This window comes from Parasphingorhabdus sp. (assembly GCF_039968395.1).
In the GTDB taxonomy this organism is placed as follows: domain Bacteria; phylum Pseudomonadota; class Alphaproteobacteria; order Sphingomonadales; family Sphingomonadaceae; genus Parasphingorhabdus.
Map to the genome: position 1 here is coordinate 255,882 of NZ_JBDVPV010000004.1, position 17,425 is coordinate 273,306.

Annotated in this window: 15 protein-coding genes and 1 riboswitch; of the genes, 2 read left to right on the forward strand and 13 right to left on the reverse strand. The window is 50.6% G+C overall.

What is annotated here, in order from left to right:
- Nucleotide 1: 1 nt before the first annotated feature.
- The 3 genes from tdh to ABJI30_RS10375 form a co-directional block, all read right to left on the reverse strand.
- Nucleotides 2–1,030, reverse strand: coding sequence for an L-threonine 3-dehydrogenase (gene tdh / locus ABJI30_RS10365; RefSeq protein WP_348018117.1), 1,029 nt, complete (start codon nt 1,028–1,030; stop codon nt 2–4).
- Between the two features lie 45 nt (nt 1,031–1,075).
- A riboswitch (SAM-I-IV-variant riboswitch) is annotated at nt 1,076–1,180 on the reverse strand.
- A gap of 65 nt (nt 1,181–1,245) precedes the next feature.
- A complete protein-coding gene (locus ABJI30_RS10370; protein WP_348018118.1) occupies nt 1,246–2,319 on the reverse strand; it encodes a metallophosphoesterase in 1,074 nt (357 codons plus the stop codon).
- 152 nt (nt 2,320–2,471) lie between these two features.
- Nucleotides 2,472–6,059, reverse strand: a complete 3,588-nt coding sequence (locus tag ABJI30_RS10375) for a TonB-dependent receptor (protein WP_348018119.1) — start codon at nt 6,057–6,059, stop codon at nt 2,472–2,474.
- A 302-nt stretch (nt 6,060–6,361) separates the two neighbouring features.
- Between ABJI30_RS10375 and ABJI30_RS10380 the strand changes: the two genes are divergently transcribed.
- Both ABJI30_RS10380 and ABJI30_RS10385 read left to right on the forward strand, forming a co-directional pair.
- Entirely contained in the window at nt 6,362–6,898 is a 537-nt protein-coding gene (locus tag ABJI30_RS10380; RefSeq protein WP_348025314.1) for an RNA polymerase sigma factor, read from the forward strand.
- Nucleotides 6,895–8,031: a FecR domain-containing protein gene (locus ABJI30_RS10385; protein WP_348018121.1), complete on the forward strand. Its 1,137-nt coding sequence runs from the start codon at nt 6,895–6,897 to the stop codon at nt 8,029–8,031. Before ABJI30_RS10380 ends, ABJI30_RS10385 begins: the two co-directional genes overlap by 4 nt.
- Before the next feature lie 112 nt (nt 8,032–8,143).
- On the opposite strand, the gene ABJI30_RS10390 is transcribed toward ABJI30_RS10385, so the two are convergent.
- The 10 genes from ABJI30_RS10390 to ABJI30_RS10435 all read right to left on the reverse strand — a co-directional run bounded on the left by ABJI30_RS10390 (nt 8,144) and on the right by ABJI30_RS10435 (nt 17,263).
- On the reverse strand, nt 8,144–8,482 hold the full coding sequence (locus ABJI30_RS10390; protein WP_348018122.1) for a hypothetical protein: 339 nt from the start codon (nt 8,480–8,482) through the stop codon (nt 8,144–8,146).
- A 107-nt stretch (nt 8,483–8,589) separates the two neighbouring features.
- Nucleotides 8,590–9,231 (reverse strand): 3-oxoacid CoA-transferase subunit B, encoded by a 642-nt coding sequence (locus tag ABJI30_RS10395; protein ID WP_348018123.1) that lies wholly within the window; start codon nt 9,229–9,231, stop codon nt 8,590–8,592.
- Nucleotides 9,228–9,935 (reverse strand): CoA transferase subunit A, encoded by a 708-nt coding sequence (locus ABJI30_RS10400; protein WP_348018177.1) that lies wholly within the window; start codon nt 9,933–9,935, stop codon nt 9,228–9,230. The genes ABJI30_RS10395 and ABJI30_RS10400 overlap by 4 nt, the downstream gene beginning before the upstream one ends.
- Complete coding sequence (locus ABJI30_RS10405; protein WP_348018124.1) at nt 9,932–10,942, reverse strand: fumarylacetoacetate hydrolase family protein; 1,011 nt, start codon at nt 10,940–10,942, stop codon at nt 9,932–9,934. The genes ABJI30_RS10400 and ABJI30_RS10405 overlap by 4 nt, the downstream gene beginning before the upstream one ends.
- Nucleotides 10,939–11,496, reverse strand: a complete 558-nt coding sequence (locus ABJI30_RS10410; RefSeq protein WP_348018125.1) for a VOC family protein — start codon at nt 11,494–11,496, stop codon at nt 10,939–10,941. Before ABJI30_RS10410 ends, ABJI30_RS10405 begins: the two co-directional genes overlap by 4 nt.
- A gap of 23 nt (nt 11,497–11,519) precedes the next feature.
- Nucleotides 11,520–11,723 (reverse strand): DUF2783 domain-containing protein, encoded by a 204-nt coding sequence (locus ABJI30_RS10415; RefSeq protein WP_348018126.1) that lies wholly within the window; start codon nt 11,721–11,723, stop codon nt 11,520–11,522.
- On the reverse strand, nt 11,710–13,305 hold the full coding sequence (locus ABJI30_RS10420) for an FAD-dependent oxidoreductase (protein ID WP_348018127.1): 1,596 nt from the start codon (nt 13,303–13,305) through the stop codon (nt 11,710–11,712). The genes ABJI30_RS10415 and ABJI30_RS10420 overlap by 14 nt, the downstream gene beginning before the upstream one ends.
- Before the next feature lie 12 nt (nt 13,306–13,317).
- Entirely contained in the window at nt 13,318–13,917 is a 600-nt protein-coding gene (locus ABJI30_RS10425) for a carboxymuconolactone decarboxylase family protein (RefSeq protein ID WP_348018128.1), read from the reverse strand.
- Nucleotides 13,918–13,919: 2 nt separating this feature from the next.
- Complete coding sequence (locus ABJI30_RS10430) at nt 13,920–14,879, reverse strand: MBL fold metallo-hydrolase (protein ID WP_348018129.1); 960 nt, start codon at nt 14,877–14,879, stop codon at nt 13,920–13,922.
- An 11-nt stretch (nt 14,880–14,890) separates the two neighbouring features.
- Nucleotides 14,891–17,263 carry a TonB-dependent receptor gene (locus ABJI30_RS10435; RefSeq protein ID WP_348018130.1) on the reverse strand — a complete coding sequence of 791 codons (2,373 nt, stop codon included), beginning with the start codon at nt 17,261–17,263 and terminating at the stop codon, nt 14,891–14,893.
- Nucleotides 17,264–17,425 lie beyond the last annotated feature (162 nt).

Sequence of the window (17,425 nt, forward strand, 5' to 3'; positions counted from 1 at the left end):
TCTAATCTTCCCAATTCAACACAACTTTGCAGGCGTCGCCCGACAGCATCGCCTGAAACCCGGTTTCGAAATCCGTATAGGGCAAGCGGTGAGTAATGAGTGAAGAAATGTCGAGGCCGGTATCGATGAACACTGACATTTTATACCAGGTTTCAAATATCTCTCGTCCATAGACGCCTTTCAACGTCAGCATGTTAAAAATGACCTTGTGCCAGTCGATCACCATGCTTGTCTCGGGGAGCCCCAAAATCGCTACCTTCCCGCCATGGCACATATTTTCAATCAGAGAAGCAAAGCCCGCTTCATTGCCCGACATTTCCAGCCCTATATCAAAACCTTCGCTCATATCCAGCTCGCTTTGGATATCATCAATCCTTTCGCGCGTAACATTGACGGCGCGGGTCACGCCCAATTTGCGTGCCATTTCCAGCCGCTTGTCATTGACGTCGGTAATGACAACATGCCGAGCCCCGGCATGGCGGCAAACGGCGGCCGCCATCATACCAATCGGGCCAGCACCGATGATCAGAACATCTTCACCCAGAACATCAAATTGTAACGCCGTATGCACGGCATTGCCAAATGGATCAAACAGCGATGCGACATCCAGATCTATACCGTCATTGTGCAGCCATAAATTGGCAGCCGGCAAAGCGAGATACTCGGCAAAGGCACCCGGCCGATTGACACCGATGCCATCAGCATCCGCACACATATGCCGACGCCCCGCCATACAATTCCGGCAGCGACCGCACACGACATGACCTTCGCCCGATACAATCTGGTTCAGTTCATAGCCGCGGACATTGTCCCCGATTCTGACAATTTCACCGACAAATTCATGGCCAACCGTCATCGGGACAGGAATGGTTTTCTGCGCCCATTCATCCCATTTGTAGATATGCATGTCGGTGCCGCAAATAGCCGTGCGTTTCACCTTGATCAGCACATCGTTGATACCGGTTTGAGGTTCCGGAACATCCTCCAGCCACAGCCCGGGTTCCGATTTGGCTTTGATCAGTGCTTTCAATTCAAACTCCTATTTCTCGCATCGAAAGCGATGGGCAGAAGCTACCAGTGAAAGACCGGTTGCCATAAGGCCGCATCGTCCGATCAGGACCACCACCTTGCCGGTCGGGCAGGTTGGCGTGAGCCAGAAGCTCATCTCTTAATGCAGAAGCTTGTGCTTCCTTGATTGTTATCGTCGCTTCTGAACCCATGTGCAAATGCAAAAATGAAATATATCTATTCCTGATTCACATGGTCGTTTGCGATTTTCAGCTTTTTGAATCCTTTGAGTGTATGCGCGAAAAATTCACCGTTTTCGATCCGCAGGAAAGATGGCACGCCTCCATAATGAGCGGATGCTCCCGTATCGACTTGCAACAATCGACCTCTGCGGCTCACGCGTATGCCCTTTTCACTCCGTGTATGTCCGACGATTATATGGGTCGCCTGATAGGTTTGCAGGACCTGATCAATCTCTTGGTCAGGATTGAACCCGGGATCATCCTTGCGTCCGCGAACATTGCCGCGATACCAGAGCGGACCCAGTCTATGACGCAAGATTGTCTCGCGCGATCGGTCTTGTGTTTGCAGGGCAGACCCGGCTGCCTTGTTCATGTCATCCAGTGAAAAACGGCTGAACTCCTGACTATAGCCGCCATGAGCAAACAGATAACCACGCACTTTGGCCACGACCCGATTTCCGGCTATCCATTTACCGATATAGCCTGAAGGGCTCCAGGCGGCGCGATGTTCCAGTTTGCCAAGGGGTGTATCTTTCTCCCACCTGGACTGAATTTGGTCAGAAGTCAGGCCGGGTTCTTCTTCACGGAATCCGGCTTCGATCTTGACCCGATTGGCAGAGTAGTAATTGCGCCTCAGATCCCCGGAGCTATCCATAACAAAAGCTCTGTATTCTCCGGGATGTACATAGCGCAGATCACGATAGATGTTCATGGCTTCGTGATTGCCAACCATTGGGATCACAGTGCCGCCAGCCCTGGCAGCCTGTTGTTCAATATGTTGCAGGCTTTCGATAATTTTCCGCGTATCTGGTCCGCGATCCGGGATATCCCCTGTCTGTACGAATATGGTTTTGCCGCCGCTCCAATCTCCGTTGACGTCAAGCAGGCCGGCCGCGCGCATCAGCCGTTCATATGCATCATAGTCGCCGTGCATGTCTCCCATGGCGATAATGGGCGGTAGGTTCTGCGTATCCGGTTGCGATGCTTGGCTGGCAGCAGAAGGCGTCATGCAGCCGGTGAGGAGCAATCCCAATGCCGTTATCAATGATAAATATTTGCGTTTGGGCATCTTGCTTTCCAAAAATAACATCTGTCGGTTTCATACCCGCCCAATGCGGAAACGGAGGGATCAATAAACCCCTCCGTTCCAAAATTCCAGAAATCGTCAGGTGCAAACCACCCTTACCGCCCGTTCTCACAAGAGAACGGGCTGCTACAATTCTAGAATTTCCCCCGAATTCCGAAACGATATTCGCGGCCGTTAAAAGCGACAAGATCGTAGAGATTGGTTCCCCGACCAACTGTCTGAACGGAAGTTGGTTTTGAGCCTCCATCCGTAAAATCAGGGATTTCGAGATAGACTTTAAATTCTCCGCCAAAGATCTTTTGCGGCAACTCATAAGCTATCGAGAAATCGAATTGCCCGTATGAATCATCAAACTGGTTAAATCCGAATTCATCCAGCTCATTAAAAGAGGAAGACTGATAGCTGTATGAGAGACCGATATCGAGACCATGCGCATCGTAATAGAGCAATGCGTTCGCGGTAACTCTGGGTGAGTTGAAGAACGGAACGCTGCGCAAAGGCAAATCTTCCAAAAACTGTGCGTCACCCAGCAAAACGTTCAGATCGGTAAAGGAATCATATCGCCCGACAGGAAGCTCTGCGCTGCTATCGGTAAAGGTAATATTGCCGTTAAAGCCGAAATCCTTCAAGAATCTGGGTGCCCAGTCAAACTGATGGTTTACACCAAATTCAACCCCCTTGATCGTAGCCGTACCTCCGTTTTGCGGCTGTAGAAGTGACACGTCGATGAGATCTGCACCCGGCCCGGTAAGGAATGCAGACAGGCCGCCAAAGGGTGCAAAAAGTGCTACGGTATCAGGGCTGAACTGGTCCGTCAGTGTGGTGAGAGCAATATCGCCATCAAATGTACCGGCAGGTTCATTGTTGATGAAAATGAAGTTATTGATCCGTTTGTGGAAAAGCCCAACTGAAAGCGACGTGCCGGACCGTGGATACCACTCGAGACTTAAATCGATATTCCGTGATCGGGCCGGTTTCAGGTTCGGGTTGCCTTGTTCAATATCAAGGTCGGTCGAACTGGACACCCTGATATTGCCAACTGGAAGTCCGCCTGCGGCTACAATATCTGCAACCGTCGTCGCCGTCAGCAACGTCGGAGCATCATCAATGTTGATATCAAAGTCAATCTCACCGGCCTGGCTCAATTGTCTCAGTGAAGGTCGGGCCAGAGAATAGCCAAAACCGCCTCTCAAGAACAGGTTGTCAGCAAGTTCATATCGCGCATTTAATCGCGGTAGAATTTGTGTGTCCGTGTTTCCGGTGGCAACCGGTGCGAGTTGATCGCTGAGGCTACCTTCGTTCAACAGGGGAATAAAGGTTCTGACGCCGTTAAGAGGCGCGCCCCTGTTATCTACTACGAACCGTGCAGTTTCGATCCGTTGCGTCGTGTCAAAACTTCCTTTGTAATGTTCGACACGCACACCGCCAACCAACAGGAATTTGTCCGTTTCGAATTCTGCCTGAGCATAGCCGGCCCAAATTTCTTCGCGCAAATCCCGGATCGTAAAATTACTCGGTGCCCGATCATCAACAGTTCTGTTAAAGGTGGAGACGATGCTTCTGAAGCCATCGGGATCAATGCGCGGAATGCCTGTTATTGGGTAACCTGCAAGTGGATTGCCGATTTCGTCCAAAGAAACAATCTGGTTCGTATTTAACAGATCATAGTCTCCGAATGCCACATCATCGTCTACCGAGTTGTTGACGGGGCTGAATGTTCCGTCTCGCCCAACCCTGCCATCGCCAAATGTAAACCGCCGGGAGTTTGTTTTCGTGTCTGACCGTTCATATTTGGCGCCGAATTTTACGGTGGTCAGGATCCCGGCATCCAGATCATATTCTCCGTCAAAGCGAAGCGCGTAGCGATCGTTAACATTGTCATCAACCTGCTGGATATCAAACAGCTGGGTTTTGTAACTGTTGTTCACATCACCCAGGGCTTGCTGAAAACCCGGTATGGTCAAAACGCCAAGATTTGGAGATGGGACATATCTGCTTGCAAAAGTGAACGGTGCAAACTGCTGGTCGGAGGTGACCGGTACGGCTGCATCCCTGCCCCTGAAAATGTTCCTTATGGTATTGTTCTGCCGGAACTCGACTTCTGAATCAGGAGACTTGTTTTCTTCTGTCGAATAGCTTGCCTGATAGTTCAACTTTAAACGTCCGAAATCCGACTTACCCCGCAAATAAATGCTTGCGCTGGTCCGTTCACGATCCGCGATTTCCAGCCGGAAATTAGTGATTGAGGACAGGTAGTCGGTCCGCAATACACCATCCGGTCGGAGAGAAAAATCTTCGTCCTCTGCCGAGAAATCAAATTTATGGATGTCCTGATCGCGTGTCTCGTGGTTGAATCTGCCGCCCAGCGTCAACTTCGTGCTGTCCGACACTTGCCAATCGAGACTACCCGAAATGTTGAACGTGTCGCGTGTTTGATCGTTAACCGAATAAGACTGTCTTTGAAATGCCAGATCATTGGTATTGGCCAATTGCCCCGGAATCAGATCGTTCAGGTTGTTGCCCGGATCGAGATAATCGTCGTCCGGCGTTGTGTCCCCATTGGCAAAATCCGCTGCGTTTTGTGCATCATTCAAGGCAATAAGGGCTGCCGTGTCGATAACCTGTCCGTCTATCGTTCTGAATCGCGAAAACTGGAATGGTTCGAGATCAGAAGAGTTAATTCTGTAGTTGAGTGTCTCGCGACGGCGGAATGAAGCGGAGACATTCACGCCGAAATTGTCGCTAAAGATTTTTGTCAGCCCAGCATTGACCTTAAAGCCTTCCCGGCTGTTAAAATCATAGGCACGTCCTTCTATACCAAAGGTAAACCGGTCCTTGCCGCGTTCCAGCGCGGTTTTTGTAATAATATTTACCGCACCGCCAATACCCTCTCCTTCATCTTCGGGCAGAAGCGATTTGGCGACACGAAGTTCGGCAATATCATCTGCGCTGATTCCTTCCAGGCCAACCCGCCGCGTGCCATCATTGCCTGAAGTACCAGCGTTAATGCCGTCAAATTGAATGTTGTTCAGTGCCGCATCAAGGCCGCGAATAGAAATATTTGTACCATCACCGGTATTTGAATCACGCTGGAAAGAAACGCCGGGAATACGGCCCAGGGATTCAACTACATTGTTATCCGGAAGACGACTGGATTGATCGGCAGTGATCGTGTCGATGATCTGTTTTGCTTCTCTCTTTTTTTCAATCGCGGTGACTTGATCGAGCTTTCTTCCGGTTACGATAATGGTTCCGTCAGAACTTTGAACCCGACCTGGAGCACCTTGATCCGCATTTTCGGGATCTTGTGCCTGGAGACTTGTCTTGGTCAGGCCGAGAAGACTGGACTTGCGACGAATGCCTATCGTCCGATCATTGATATACAGATATTCAAGTCCGGAATTGCGCAATATCCGATCGAGCGCTTCGCGTTCCGTCAGCGAGCCGGAAACAGGTCCGGCCCGAAGGCTTCTTGCGTCATCAGAGTAAAACACAATCTGCTTGCCAACCTGTTTCGCAAAACTGTTTAGGGCAGTTTCCATTGATTGGGCCGGGATACTGATTTCAACTTTGCTTTCACTGGCAGCTGCCGCGTGTGCTTGCTGCGTGTTTGCAACAAGTACGATATTCAGTGCGGCCAAACTTGACACAACGCGCAGGGCAGCCTTCGCTTTTTTTACCTTGCATTTGACATGTGGCCGTTCGTTTATCTGATTAGTCATCTAATACCCCCTCAAAACCCGGCGTATCTCTCTATTTCGAATACGCTTATCACCAAGGAGCCATTTACAACTGTAAAATGGGTACGGTTTTTTCCAATTATTTCAAATCTTCTGATTCTGATGACATTTTGTAATTGGAAAAGACAAATTCTACGTCATTTTCTAGAATATGTACAAATTTCTGTACCCAGTTTAGTGGTTTATTGCACTCTAGCATATGAGTAGATGAAAATTGCCCGGCCACAAGCGGTGTCACGAGCGTTTTTGTGTGGATGAGAATAACCGCAGCGGAAAGGGTGAATATGATGAAAAAAACATCTCATAACAGCGCACCCGATCCTCGCCTTACCAACAGTTTTTCCGAATATGCACCAAGATTGAAACGTTTTCTGGCTGCGCGGCTCGGCAACGAAATTGATGCTCAGGATTTGGCGCAGGAAGCCTATTTTCGTCTTTGTCGGGTTGCTCAACCGGATCTGATCCGCGAACCCGATGCCTATCTTTTTCGTATTGCATCAAATCTGGCCAACGAATTTTTACTCAAGAAGAACAAGCAGCCTTTTACCGTGGATATCGATACCGTGGGAGAATCGCTCGCGGAAATTGACGGCATGTCTTTTTCCGACAAACTGGAACAACGTGCCGAAATTGCCGAGCTCGCAAAAATACTGGATCAATTGCCGCCCCTTTATCAGGCAATATTGCTCCTGAGAAAACGAGACGGCTATTCTCACCGCGAGATAGCCGAAAAACTGAATATCTCTCATCACACCGTACATAAATATCTCAAACGCGCACTGCTACGATGTCGCACGTTGTGGGTGGAACTGGAAACATGAAAACTACACTTGAAAACCCAAAAATAGCCGAGGAAGCAGCCAATTGGGTGATATCCATTGATGCTGGCGACTTTGCGGACGCCGATAGCAAGGAACTTGCGTTGTGGCTCAGAAAGTCGCCGCTCCATATCGACGAGTTTCTTCTCGCTGCTTCCTTATTTTGTGGGTTGGATGATATTGAATCCTGGAAAAACCTGTCGATTGAAGAATTGCTGGAGAAAATCGCACCCGACGTCATCCCGATTTATCAGCATGCCGAAAACCCGGTATTGAACGACAATGACAATATTGTTTCCGATCCGATTACACGCCGCAGACCTTTGCTTTACGGGATGATATCAGCGGCGGGGTGTTTGCTGTTGGCAGGCATGCTTTGGCTGAACAGTCCAGCCACTATCGCACCGGCAGATGGGCCGGATGAGGCTGGAATATATGCGACTGTCCTGGGTGAACAAAGATCGATTGCACTGCCCGATGGTTCGGTCGTCCATGTGAATACATTGTCAGAAATCAAAGTGGACTTCTCCAAAAAGCTGCGCGTGGTCAACCTGATACAGGGTGAAGCCATGTTCGAAGTCGAGCATGACCCTGTCCGGCCATTTCGGGTGGTAGCCAATGGGACGGTCACAGAAGCGATCGGCACAAAGTTTAATGTGCGCATATCAAAAGATGGTGCAAAGGTTGTGGTCGTGGAAGGCAAGGTCGCTGTTGAAACCGGCAAGGAAAGCCTCACATCTTCAGCTTTGCCGGCGGAGTCGGTCGGGACCGTCTCGGGGCCATCGCGATTGGCGGATGGGCGAATGTTGCTTACCACCGGTCAGGAAGTGATTTTGGGTGCACGCCAGCGCCCTGTGTTTGTTCCTGCAGTTAATATTACCGCTGCGACGTCCTGGCGCAATCGCCAGCTTTCTTTCGAGGGTGACGACCTGCAATCAATTGTCGGCGAATTTGGTCGGTATAACCCGTTGAAGATTAAAGTGACGGACGCAAAACTTGCTAACACGAAATTCTCTGGCGTCTTTAACGCTGATGATCCGGATTCTTTTATCGAGTTTTTGAAACTCACGGGCGACGTTTCAGTAACGAATTCCGGGCCGGATGAGATCACGTTGCGGTCGAATGAAGGGCGCTGAGCTCTTCTGCTTTCGTGCTGAGAAACGTACCAAAGTCCAATCGATCACCCGTCCGTTGCATCGTAATCTAGTGTCGGCTTTTGCGCCCAAAGCAGACATTCCATAGTCCTGATTATTGCGCTTCGATGACTGAATAACCCAGACCTTCGAATGCATAATTTTCAGAATTTGTGCTCTTCACGCCATATAATACCGTTCGAAACCACTCGCCGGACTCTATGGATTGATTGGTGGGGTCAAAGTCCACAAAATCTACGGCCAAATATTTGTATTTCGATGCACTGCTTAGAATCTCGAACAAAAGCAGTTTTCTTGTTTCGAACTCGCCTTGGCTTTCTACATCGAAATTGTCTGGCGAGAACCATTCCTCATTCGTCAATTGAACAATCGTGACGCCATCAAAGAACGACTGCTCTCCATCGCCTTGGTCAATACGAAACTGCTTAACCAATAGTTCTCACCTGTAACCGTTCGAAGTTCTGATAAGCATATTCGAGATTTCATCAACTTAATCCTAATGTGCGCTTTTGCGCCCAAAGCGGACATGGTTTGAAGCGATTATTCAGCGAGGAGAAAGTGTCCGGTAGTGTTGGATGCGACATCCTGTGCGCTCACGCCGGGGGCTAGTTCGATCAGCTTGAACGGACCGTCGTGATCGACCCGGTGAAAGACGCACATATCGGTAATAATCATGTCAACCACGTTGATACCGGTCAGCGGCAATGAGCATTCCGGAATGAATTTCGGTGAACCATCCCTGGCACAGTGGTCCATGACAACGATGATTTTTTTCACCCCCGCCACTAAATCCATCGCGCCACCCATGCCCTTGATCATTTTTCCGGGGATCATCCAGTTGGCGATATCGCCGTTCTGAGCGACTTCCATCGCGCCAAGCACGGTCAGATCGATATGGCCGCCTCTGATCATTGCAAAGCTCTCAGCGCTGCCAAAATAGCTAGAGCTATCCAGCTCGCTTATTGTCTGCTTACCTGCATTGATCAGGTCGGCATCAATTTCACCCTCATAGGGAAAAGGCCCGATGCCCAGCATGCCATTTTCCGACTGCAGCGTGACTTCAACGCCTTCTGGAATGTGGTTTGCCACCAATGTCGGGATGCCGATGCCGAGGTTTACGTAGAAACCATCTTGAAGCTCTTTCGCTGCCCGCGCAGCCATCTGGTTCCGATCCCAACTCATGCGGCTTTCTGCCGTGTCATCCTAAACTCGATTTTCTTGTCATAGGGCCCGCCATTGATCAGGCGTTTGACATAGATGCTCGGCAAGTGGATCGCGTCAGGATCAAGCTCACCAACTTCGACAATCTCTTCCGCCTCAGCCACGCAGATTTTGCCTGCCGTCGCCATAGGTGCGTTGAAATTACGGGCGGTTTTACGGAAGATCAGGTTTCCAGCCTTGTCCGCCTTCCAGCCTTTGATCAGGCATAGGTCCGCAAATATGCCGTGCTCGAGGATATAGTTTTCTCCGTCAAACTGCTTGACCTCTTTGCCCTCGGCCACCTGTGTGCCGACACCAGTTTTGGTATAGAATCCGGGGATACCCGCACCGCCAGCACGGCAGCGTTCGGCCAAGGTTCCTTGCGGGCAAAATTCGACTTGGAGTTCGCCAGACAGAAATTGCCGTTCAAATTCCTTATTCTCTCCCACATAGGAAGAGATCATCTTCTTCACTTGCTTTGAACGCAGCAACTTGCCCAGACCTTCATTGTCGATGCCTGCATTGTTCGACGCGATGGTGAGATCCTTAACGCCATTTTCCTGCAAAGCATCGATCAACCGTTCGGGAATACCGCATAGACCAAAGCCGCCTACACACAGATGCATGCCGTCGAACAAAAGTCCGTCCAGCGCGCTGCTGGCATCTGGATAGATTTTCTTCATCAGACCCCGACCACTTCCTGTTCAATCGCGCCGAAGATCGAGTGATTCTCAGCATCGCGCATTTCAATGCGAACAGTGTCGCCTTGTTTCATGAATGACGTTTTGGGTGCGCCGTGGTTTATCGTCTCAATCATACGGATTTCGGCGATGCAGCTATAACCCAATCCACCTTCGTTGCATGGTTTGCCAGGACCACCACTCTCATCCTGATTGGAAACGGTCCCAGAGCCGATGATTGCACCAGCAGCCAAGGGCCGCGTTTTTGCGGCATGGCTAACCAGTTTGGCGAGACTGAATGTTGCATCGACACCGGCATTGGCACGGCCAAAAGCTTCGCCATTGTAGTCGACCATCAGCGGAAGAAAAATAACATTGTCTTGCCATGCCTCGCCCAATTCATCGGGCGTAACGCAAACCGGAGAAAATGCGCTGGATGGCTTGGATTGGAAAAACCCAAACCCTTTCGCGAGTTCACCGGGGATTAGTCCGCGCAGAGAGACATCGTTCACCAGCATGATCAATTTGATATGGTCGGCGGCAGCTTCTTCGCTGACACCCATTGGGACATCATCGGTGATGACCGCGACTTCACCCTCCATGTCACATCCCCATGAAACATCACCGAGCGGGATGGGATCGCGCGGAGCCAGGAAGGAATCGCTCCCGCCCTGATACATGAGCGGGTCAGAATAAAAACTTTCCGGTACTTCGGCACCGCGTGCTTTTCGGACCAGCTCAACATGGTTGATATAGGCACTCCCATCGGCCCATTGATAAGAGCGGGGCAAAGGTGAGCGCGCATCATGTTCATGGAACCGTTCGCACGGCGCAGCCTGGTTCTCGACATCAAGTGATAGTGCCTGCAGTTTTGGAGCAATATTGGCCCAATCATCGAGCGCTGCCTGAAGTGTGGGGGCGATATTGTCAGCCGCGCAATAGCAGGTCAGGTCTTTGGACACGACAACCAGTCGCCCGTCGCGGGAGCCATTTTTTAGTGTAGCGAGTTTCAATTCTCATGCTCCTTACGAGCCAGTTCATGTAGCCAGTCGGCATGACGTGGAGCTTTCTTCGTCTCGCTCCATTCATCCAGCATCAGCGGTGCGACCCGTTTCAATTCAGCATATTGGTCATCGGTCCCAATATCGGCAGCTAGTTCCACACGATGCCCATTGGGATCGAAGAAATAGATCGACTTGAATATACCATGATGAGTGGGTCCGAGGACGTCGATGCCCTGTCCTTCGACATGAGCTTTGGCCGCCAGTAATTCTTCCTCGCCGCCGATACGGAATGCCAAATGCTGCACCCATTCAGGTGTGTTGGGATCCTTACCCATGTCTGGTTGTTCAGGAAGTTCGAAAAAGGCAAGTATATTGTCGTTACCGGCATCCAGAAACACATGCATATAAGGGTCATAATCTCCGGTCGACGGGACATGGTCCTCGGCAAATGCGGTGGTATATTCCATGCCCATGACCCGGCTATACCATTCCACCGTCTCCTTTGCGTCGCGGCATCGATAGGCGACATGATGAATGCCCGAAAGATTGGGGGTTTGAGTCATGGAACTTCTCCTGGACTGATCAGTTAATTCTGTTCGAAACCGGCTTTGGCAATCGCGATCGCTTCCCGCATAACGACAGGCTCGCCGATATGGTTGGCGAGCAAGAGGATTAGTTTCGCGTTGAGTTTCATGCTATCCGCGTCGCTCAGGCCTTCATGCATGCCGATAAACTGCTGATACAAATCGTCCGGGGTCGCGACATTCGGATCGGTGTTAAGCTTGGCCATTATCAGCAAGTCCTTTCGCACGTGTCAGGGCATCGACAACGTCATTCTTTGTTGGATTGAGCCAGCGGGCCGCCACATATTGGTCGGGTCGCACCAGATAGGCGCTGCCTGGCGGCATGGAATAACGGCTTGCCGCGCTGCCAGCATCGCCGCTTCCAGGAAGATCAATTTGTTTCAATCCATCGACAGCAATGTCCAGATCGTTGGTTATCAGCACGAATTCGCCACCCAGTTGATCGAGTAGCCATGTCTCCGCGATGGCGGCATCAATTGCCGGATAGCCCGGGGCCACGCCCCCATGCCATTCATCACGATCTTTTGTGTTCAAAATGCTCTCTGGATATCCAACCGCCGTTGATAGACGGCCGCTATTGACGAACGGCCGGGCAAAAGCGAAATCCGCGGCCAGCTCCAGAACCGCATCCCGAAATGCGATACTCATATTGCTTTTTGGTGTCATAAAGTCGGTCGATCGGGTCGAGTTCAATATATTCTCGTCCGCAGTCAAAGTCGCTTCTTCATTATAGCTATCGATTAGCGGCAGCGAAGCGGGATTGGAAAGCACCACATCTAGTTTCCAGCCAAGGTTGTCAGCATCCGCAACACCGCCATTGCAACCGCGCGCGCCAAAAGGAGAAACCAGATGAGCACTATCCCCGGCGAAGATCACGCGGTCATGGACAAAGTGACGCATTCGTCGGCATTGGAAAGTATAGACACTGTACCATTCTTCATCAAATTCAACATCACCACCCAACATACCACGTACAAATGGCTCGACATTTTCTGGCTTCGTGCATGCTTCCCGGTCAATGTCCCAACCGAGTTGAAAGTCCAGTCGCCACACGTTATCAGGTTGTTTGTGAAGCAAGGCAGACTGACCCCGGTTAAACGCGGGATCGAACCAGAACCAGCGCTCTGAAGGCCGCTCTTCGGTAAACTTCACATCGGCGATCAGGAAGTTATCTTCAAAAACCCGTCCCTCGAAATCGAGACCGAGCATTTCCCGGATCGGTGATTTGTTGCCGTCACAGGCGATCACCCATTGAGCGTCAACAGTGTAGTTACCTTCCGCCGTTTCAACTTCTACCCGCGCGCCGGTGTCATGTTGTTCCAACGCTGTGGCGGCATGTCCCAAACGAATGTCGACATTGTCATATTGCTGGAGCGCTTCGAACAGAATTTCTTCGGCATGGTATTGCTGCAGGTTGATAAAGCCTGGGTTTTTCTGTCCTTTTACTGGCTGCATATCAAACTGATAGAGGGGGTCATTGCTATCACCGCAAAAGACTTTGCCGACATTCCAGATGACACCTTTGTCGATCATACGGTCAGCCACGCCCAAGCGACTCCAAATATCCAGCGTGCGTTTAGCAAAACAGATTGCTTTGGAGCCGGCCGAAATGAAATCCAGTTGGTTGATGAGCGTAACTTTGCGACCTCGCCGTCCCAGATCCAGCGCGAGCGTGAGGCCAACGGGGCCGCCACCGACGATCAAGATCTCCGCACGCTCTTCTTGGGCCAATGGTATGGGCGAGCAGCCAATGTCGCGCCAGACCGGAATGTTGGGAATGTTTGCCACGATCCGTCCGTTCTAGCCCGCTACATGCTTACCTGCGGACCAGTCATGGTCCGACAAAATACGCTCAGCGCGTTCGGCTGGAAGTGGCTCCAGACTGGTTGCCATGGTATCATTCCAGCGATTGAGAAAACCGAACAATCCAATGGACGCAACAATTTCCACAATCTCGCTTTCGCTAAAGTATTTTCCTAACCGATCAAAATCACCTTGCTCAGCTTGGTTGGGAGTTTGTGCTGCTCTGAAAGCTAGATTGAGCGCAGCCTTCTCGGCGTCCGAGAAATACTCAGACGTTTCAAATTCCAGTATCTGGGTAATTTTCTCGTCCGGCGCATCGTAAATATGCGACAAGTTGGTCATGTGCGACTGGCAGTAGAGACATCCTGCAGCGAAAGAGCTCGCCAGACTGATCAACATTTTAAGCTGTTCTGAAACTGTTCCTTCATAGAGAATGGCCTGATTAAGCGCCATAAACGCTTTTACAATTTCTGGACGACGCGCCATTGTTCGGATTGAGTTTGGCGTAAACCCTCGTGTCTCTGCATAATGAGCGAACCGCTCAACAATAAACGGATCGTCAATTTCGCTATCTTCTAGAGGTCGCAAATGAGCCATGTTCAGTCCTGCAGCTGATCCCAGACTTCACGATCGCGTTCCATCGTCCAGATGCGCGGCCAATCGGTTCCGTCAAACTCATCCCAGAGGCGCTGCACATTGAACGGCAGGCAATGTTCAAAAATTGGCCAGTGTCCGAATTTCGGAGCCAACGCCTTGTGGGTCGCCAGAAACGCGTCCTTCAAGGTACCGCCAGATTTGTGCGCAGCACCGACATTTTCAATCATTCCATTGAGAAATTCCCGGGTTTGCTCCACAGCCGCATCACAGGCGTCGTTACCCAATGCAACTGCGCCCCGACCACCGACAAGTTTTTCTGCACGAAACGCTTTCACCGCATCCAGTGTATTGCTTGCCCAATCCATATGAAATGCATCGCCTGTGTAGAGCGCGGCCTGCGCCTCGACCAGATCACCGGCAAACAGGGTTTTTGATTTGTCATGCCAGACCGCGATATCTCCAGCGGTATGACCGCGGCCACAGAACTGTAAGTCCAATTGGCCGCGATCCCCTCCAAGCGGAATGGTCATATGATCGCTGAAAGTCAGATTAGGTCGCGTAAGCCCAGGAATTTCATCAGGCTCCTTAAACAGGCGCGGCATCCGACCGAACTCACTATCCCAATCCTCCTTTCCGCGCTCGTTGATTAGCTTGAGCGTTGTGTCAGAAGTGATGATTGTCTCGGCTTCAAAAGCACTTGCACCCAAAACGCGGACCGCGTGGTAGTGCGTGAGCACCAGATATTTGATCGGTTTATCGGTATGCTCACGCAGTTTTACCAGCCAATCTCGCGCTGCCGCAGGGGTGGCACGCGCTTCGATACAGACCAGAAAATCCTCTCCTTCAATGGCACCGACATTGGGATCGCCCTCTGCGGTCAGCGCATAAACACCGTCATCGAGAACCTCCAGTGTTTCAGTTTTTTCTTCGAGATCCGTCGAGGATGCAAAGGGTTTTGCCATGTTCGTTTTCCTTAGTATTTGTAACGCAAAGTTACGCCCCATTCGCGCGGTTCATTGAAATTGGCTTCATGAAAACCAATGCCGAAGTTCGAATCTCCGCTAACGATGTAACGCTTGTTGGTCAGGTTTTTCACAAAGGCCGTCGTTGAAAATCCGCTATTATTATCATGCAAACCAATTGATGCATTGATCAAATGCACACCAGGTTGCGTCAGAAAAATCGAGTTCACCGAGTCATTCTCAATTCTGCTGGTGTAAGACCAATCTGCCCGGGTCCGGATCTCGGCGTCGTCAGTGACCGGAAGAGTTAGCGCAGCATAGGCGCTTAACGACCATTCCGGTGTATTGGGAAGTGCGCTGTCAAGTTGCACCTGGTTATCGCCAGCAACAAGCGGATTAAGCGGCGTAACCGTCTGATATTCTGCATCAATATAACCAGCCGATAAACCAAGCTCCAGTTCATCAATCGGCAAGGCGGTTGCCTCTAGCTCAAAGCCCCAGATATCGGCTGAACCTGCATTGCGTGTCAGCGGTGCGCCACTATCGTAAACAACGAGTTGGATATTGTCATAGTCCGAGCTGTAGACCGCACCGTTAAGTCGGAGACGTCGATCCAGACCTTCCCATTTGATGCCTGCCTCATATGTCGTCAACTCTTCCGGCGCGAAGGATTGCACTGATGGTACAGGCACAAGATAGCGCGTATTGAAGCCGCCACTTTTGAATCCTTCAGAATAGCTCACATAGAACAATGTGCCATCATCAAGCTTGTAATCGATCACACCTTTGAATGAGACATTATCAAATTTCTGACTGACTGTACCGGCAGGAAAAAACGGCGTGAAAGTTCCAGCTGGCCCAAATACCGCAGCAGGGCCATTAAAAATCGCGCCGCCGTCAACCGGAACAGTATAGCTTTTCTCGTCTTCAGTATAGCGTGCGCCGGCGGTTACAGAAAGCCGGTCAGTGACGCTGAATGTTCCTTGTGCGTAAGCCGCATAGCTCTTGTTGTTCACCTCGGCAAAGTTGTTCACGTTACCGAACAAAAACGGAAGTGTGACAGTCAGGTTATCGGTGCCATTTTCATCAAAATAATAGGCCCCCAATGCAAATTTCAATCTGTCATCGGCTGTTGAACCGGTCAGCTGTAATTCCTGACTGAATTGATCCTGTGAATAATCGAAGTTGTTTGTGTGGGTCAGCGCTATTGGCGATCCGTCTGCATCTCGCGCAAACGATCCTGTGGTTTTGCGATACGCAGTGATCGATTTCAATTCACCAAAACCGACGTCCAACGCCAAGGTCAGTCCTACACCCCAGATATCCAATTCAGTACCATTGGGACCGGTGGCGACGGTTGTGTCGAGACCGGGCAATATAAATCTCTGATCAAAGACACCGGTCGGCCCAACATTTTGCAGAAACGTGAGTGTCGGTGCCCCCGGGGGAACGGCAGTGTTGGTAGTAATCACCCCGCCGGTTGCTCGGTCAAATCGAAAATCCGTTCGCGTTGGCGATCCAGGAGCTGCAACCGAAATGCCGACCAATTTGCTGGCCGCATTTTGCTCATCAACACGGGTGTAGTCGGCGGACACAGTGGCCAGCAAATTGGGGCCCAAATCTGCTTCGATCGTACCTCGAATTGAAAAGCGATCGGTATCACCAAGTTGTCTGCCATCGCTTAAACCAGTAACATAACCATCCTGTGTCTTGTACGATCCCACAAATTTGGTTCTGATGGAATCGGAAAGTGGTACATCAAGCGCCAGCAATCCAGCATAGCCATCTCGGCTGGTAACGGTTGCCTCTGCCTTAACCGCAAAACTGTCCGATGGACGTTTGGAAACCAGACTGATGGCACCGCCAATGGTGTTCCGTCCAAACAAGGTCCCCTGTGGACCGCGCAGAACTTCGACACGCTCAAGATCCAGAACATCAAGAACTCCGCCAACAGAACGGGAGATATAAATGCCATCAACATAGGTCCCGACGCCTGGATCAGTGGTAAGCTGGAAATCGGTCTGCCCAACGCCGCGAATAAATACGATGGCACCAGAGGAAACACCTGAAACTGGAGCGGTTGTATCAAAAATAAGATTTGGCGTAATCTGCTGCAGATTCGAAATATTTTCAGCACCCTGTGCCTCGAGGGTCTCACCTGACACAGCGGTAATCGCAATTGGTGTATCCTGAAGGCCTTGGGCACGTTTTTGGGCGGTCACCACGATGACATTCAACCCGCTCTGGTCTTCCTGCGCGCCAGCTTCTTGTGCCTGCGCTGCATTGCCCATCAAGGCGATAGTTGTTGCAGCCGCACCTAGTTGCAATGCGGCCCTTCTGAATGATGCGCTCTTATTGCTCGATCCGTTTAACTGATGTTTCAAAACAACCTCCCTGTTAATGACCGCCATTGATACAGTCTTTTCAGGGTGATTCATTAAGGCAGGCATTCACAGGTTTATTGCATGCAGAGGCACGAGTGTTTGTCTAATTCGGTACAGAGAAATTTTGTTGCGTCGGCATCAAAACAGATTCACATGACGGTC

What these genes read in the sequence shown, in the direction of transcription:
- ABJI30_RS10370 (WP_348018118.1), bottom strand. Translation starts at nt 2,319, where the DNA reads ATGCCCAAACGCAAATATTTATCATTGATAACGGCATTGGGATTGCTC.
- ABJI30_RS10375 (WP_348018119.1), bottom strand. Translation starts at nt 6,059, where the DNA reads ATGACTAATCAGATAAACGAACGGCCACATGTCAAATGCAAGGTAAAA.
- ABJI30_RS10380 (WP_348025314.1), top strand. Translation starts at nt 6,362, where the DNA reads ATGATGAAAAAAACATCTCATAACAGCGCACCCGATCCTCGCCTTACC.
- ABJI30_RS10385 (WP_348018121.1), top strand. Translation starts at nt 6,895, where the DNA reads ATGAAAACTACACTTGAAAACCCAAAAATAGCCGAGGAAGCAGCCAAT.
- ABJI30_RS10395 (WP_348018123.1), bottom strand. Translation starts at nt 9,231, where the DNA reads ATGAGTTGGGATCGGAACCAGATGGCTGCGCGGGCAGCGAAAGAGCTT.
- ABJI30_RS10410 (WP_348018125.1), bottom strand. Translation starts at nt 11,496, where the DNA reads ATGACTCAAACCCCCAATCTTTCGGGCATTCATCATGTCGCCTATCGA.
- ABJI30_RS10415 (WP_348018126.1), bottom strand. Translation starts at nt 11,723, where the DNA reads ATGGCCAAGCTTAACACCGATCCGAATGTCGCGACCCCGGACGATTTG.
- ABJI30_RS10425 (WP_348018128.1), bottom strand. Translation starts at nt 13,917, where the DNA reads ATGGCTCATTTGCGACCTCTAGAAGATAGCGAAATTGACGATCCGTTT.
- ABJI30_RS10430 (WP_348018129.1), bottom strand. Translation starts at nt 14,879, where the DNA reads ATGGCAAAACCCTTTGCATCCTCGACGGATCTCGAAGAAAAAACTGAA.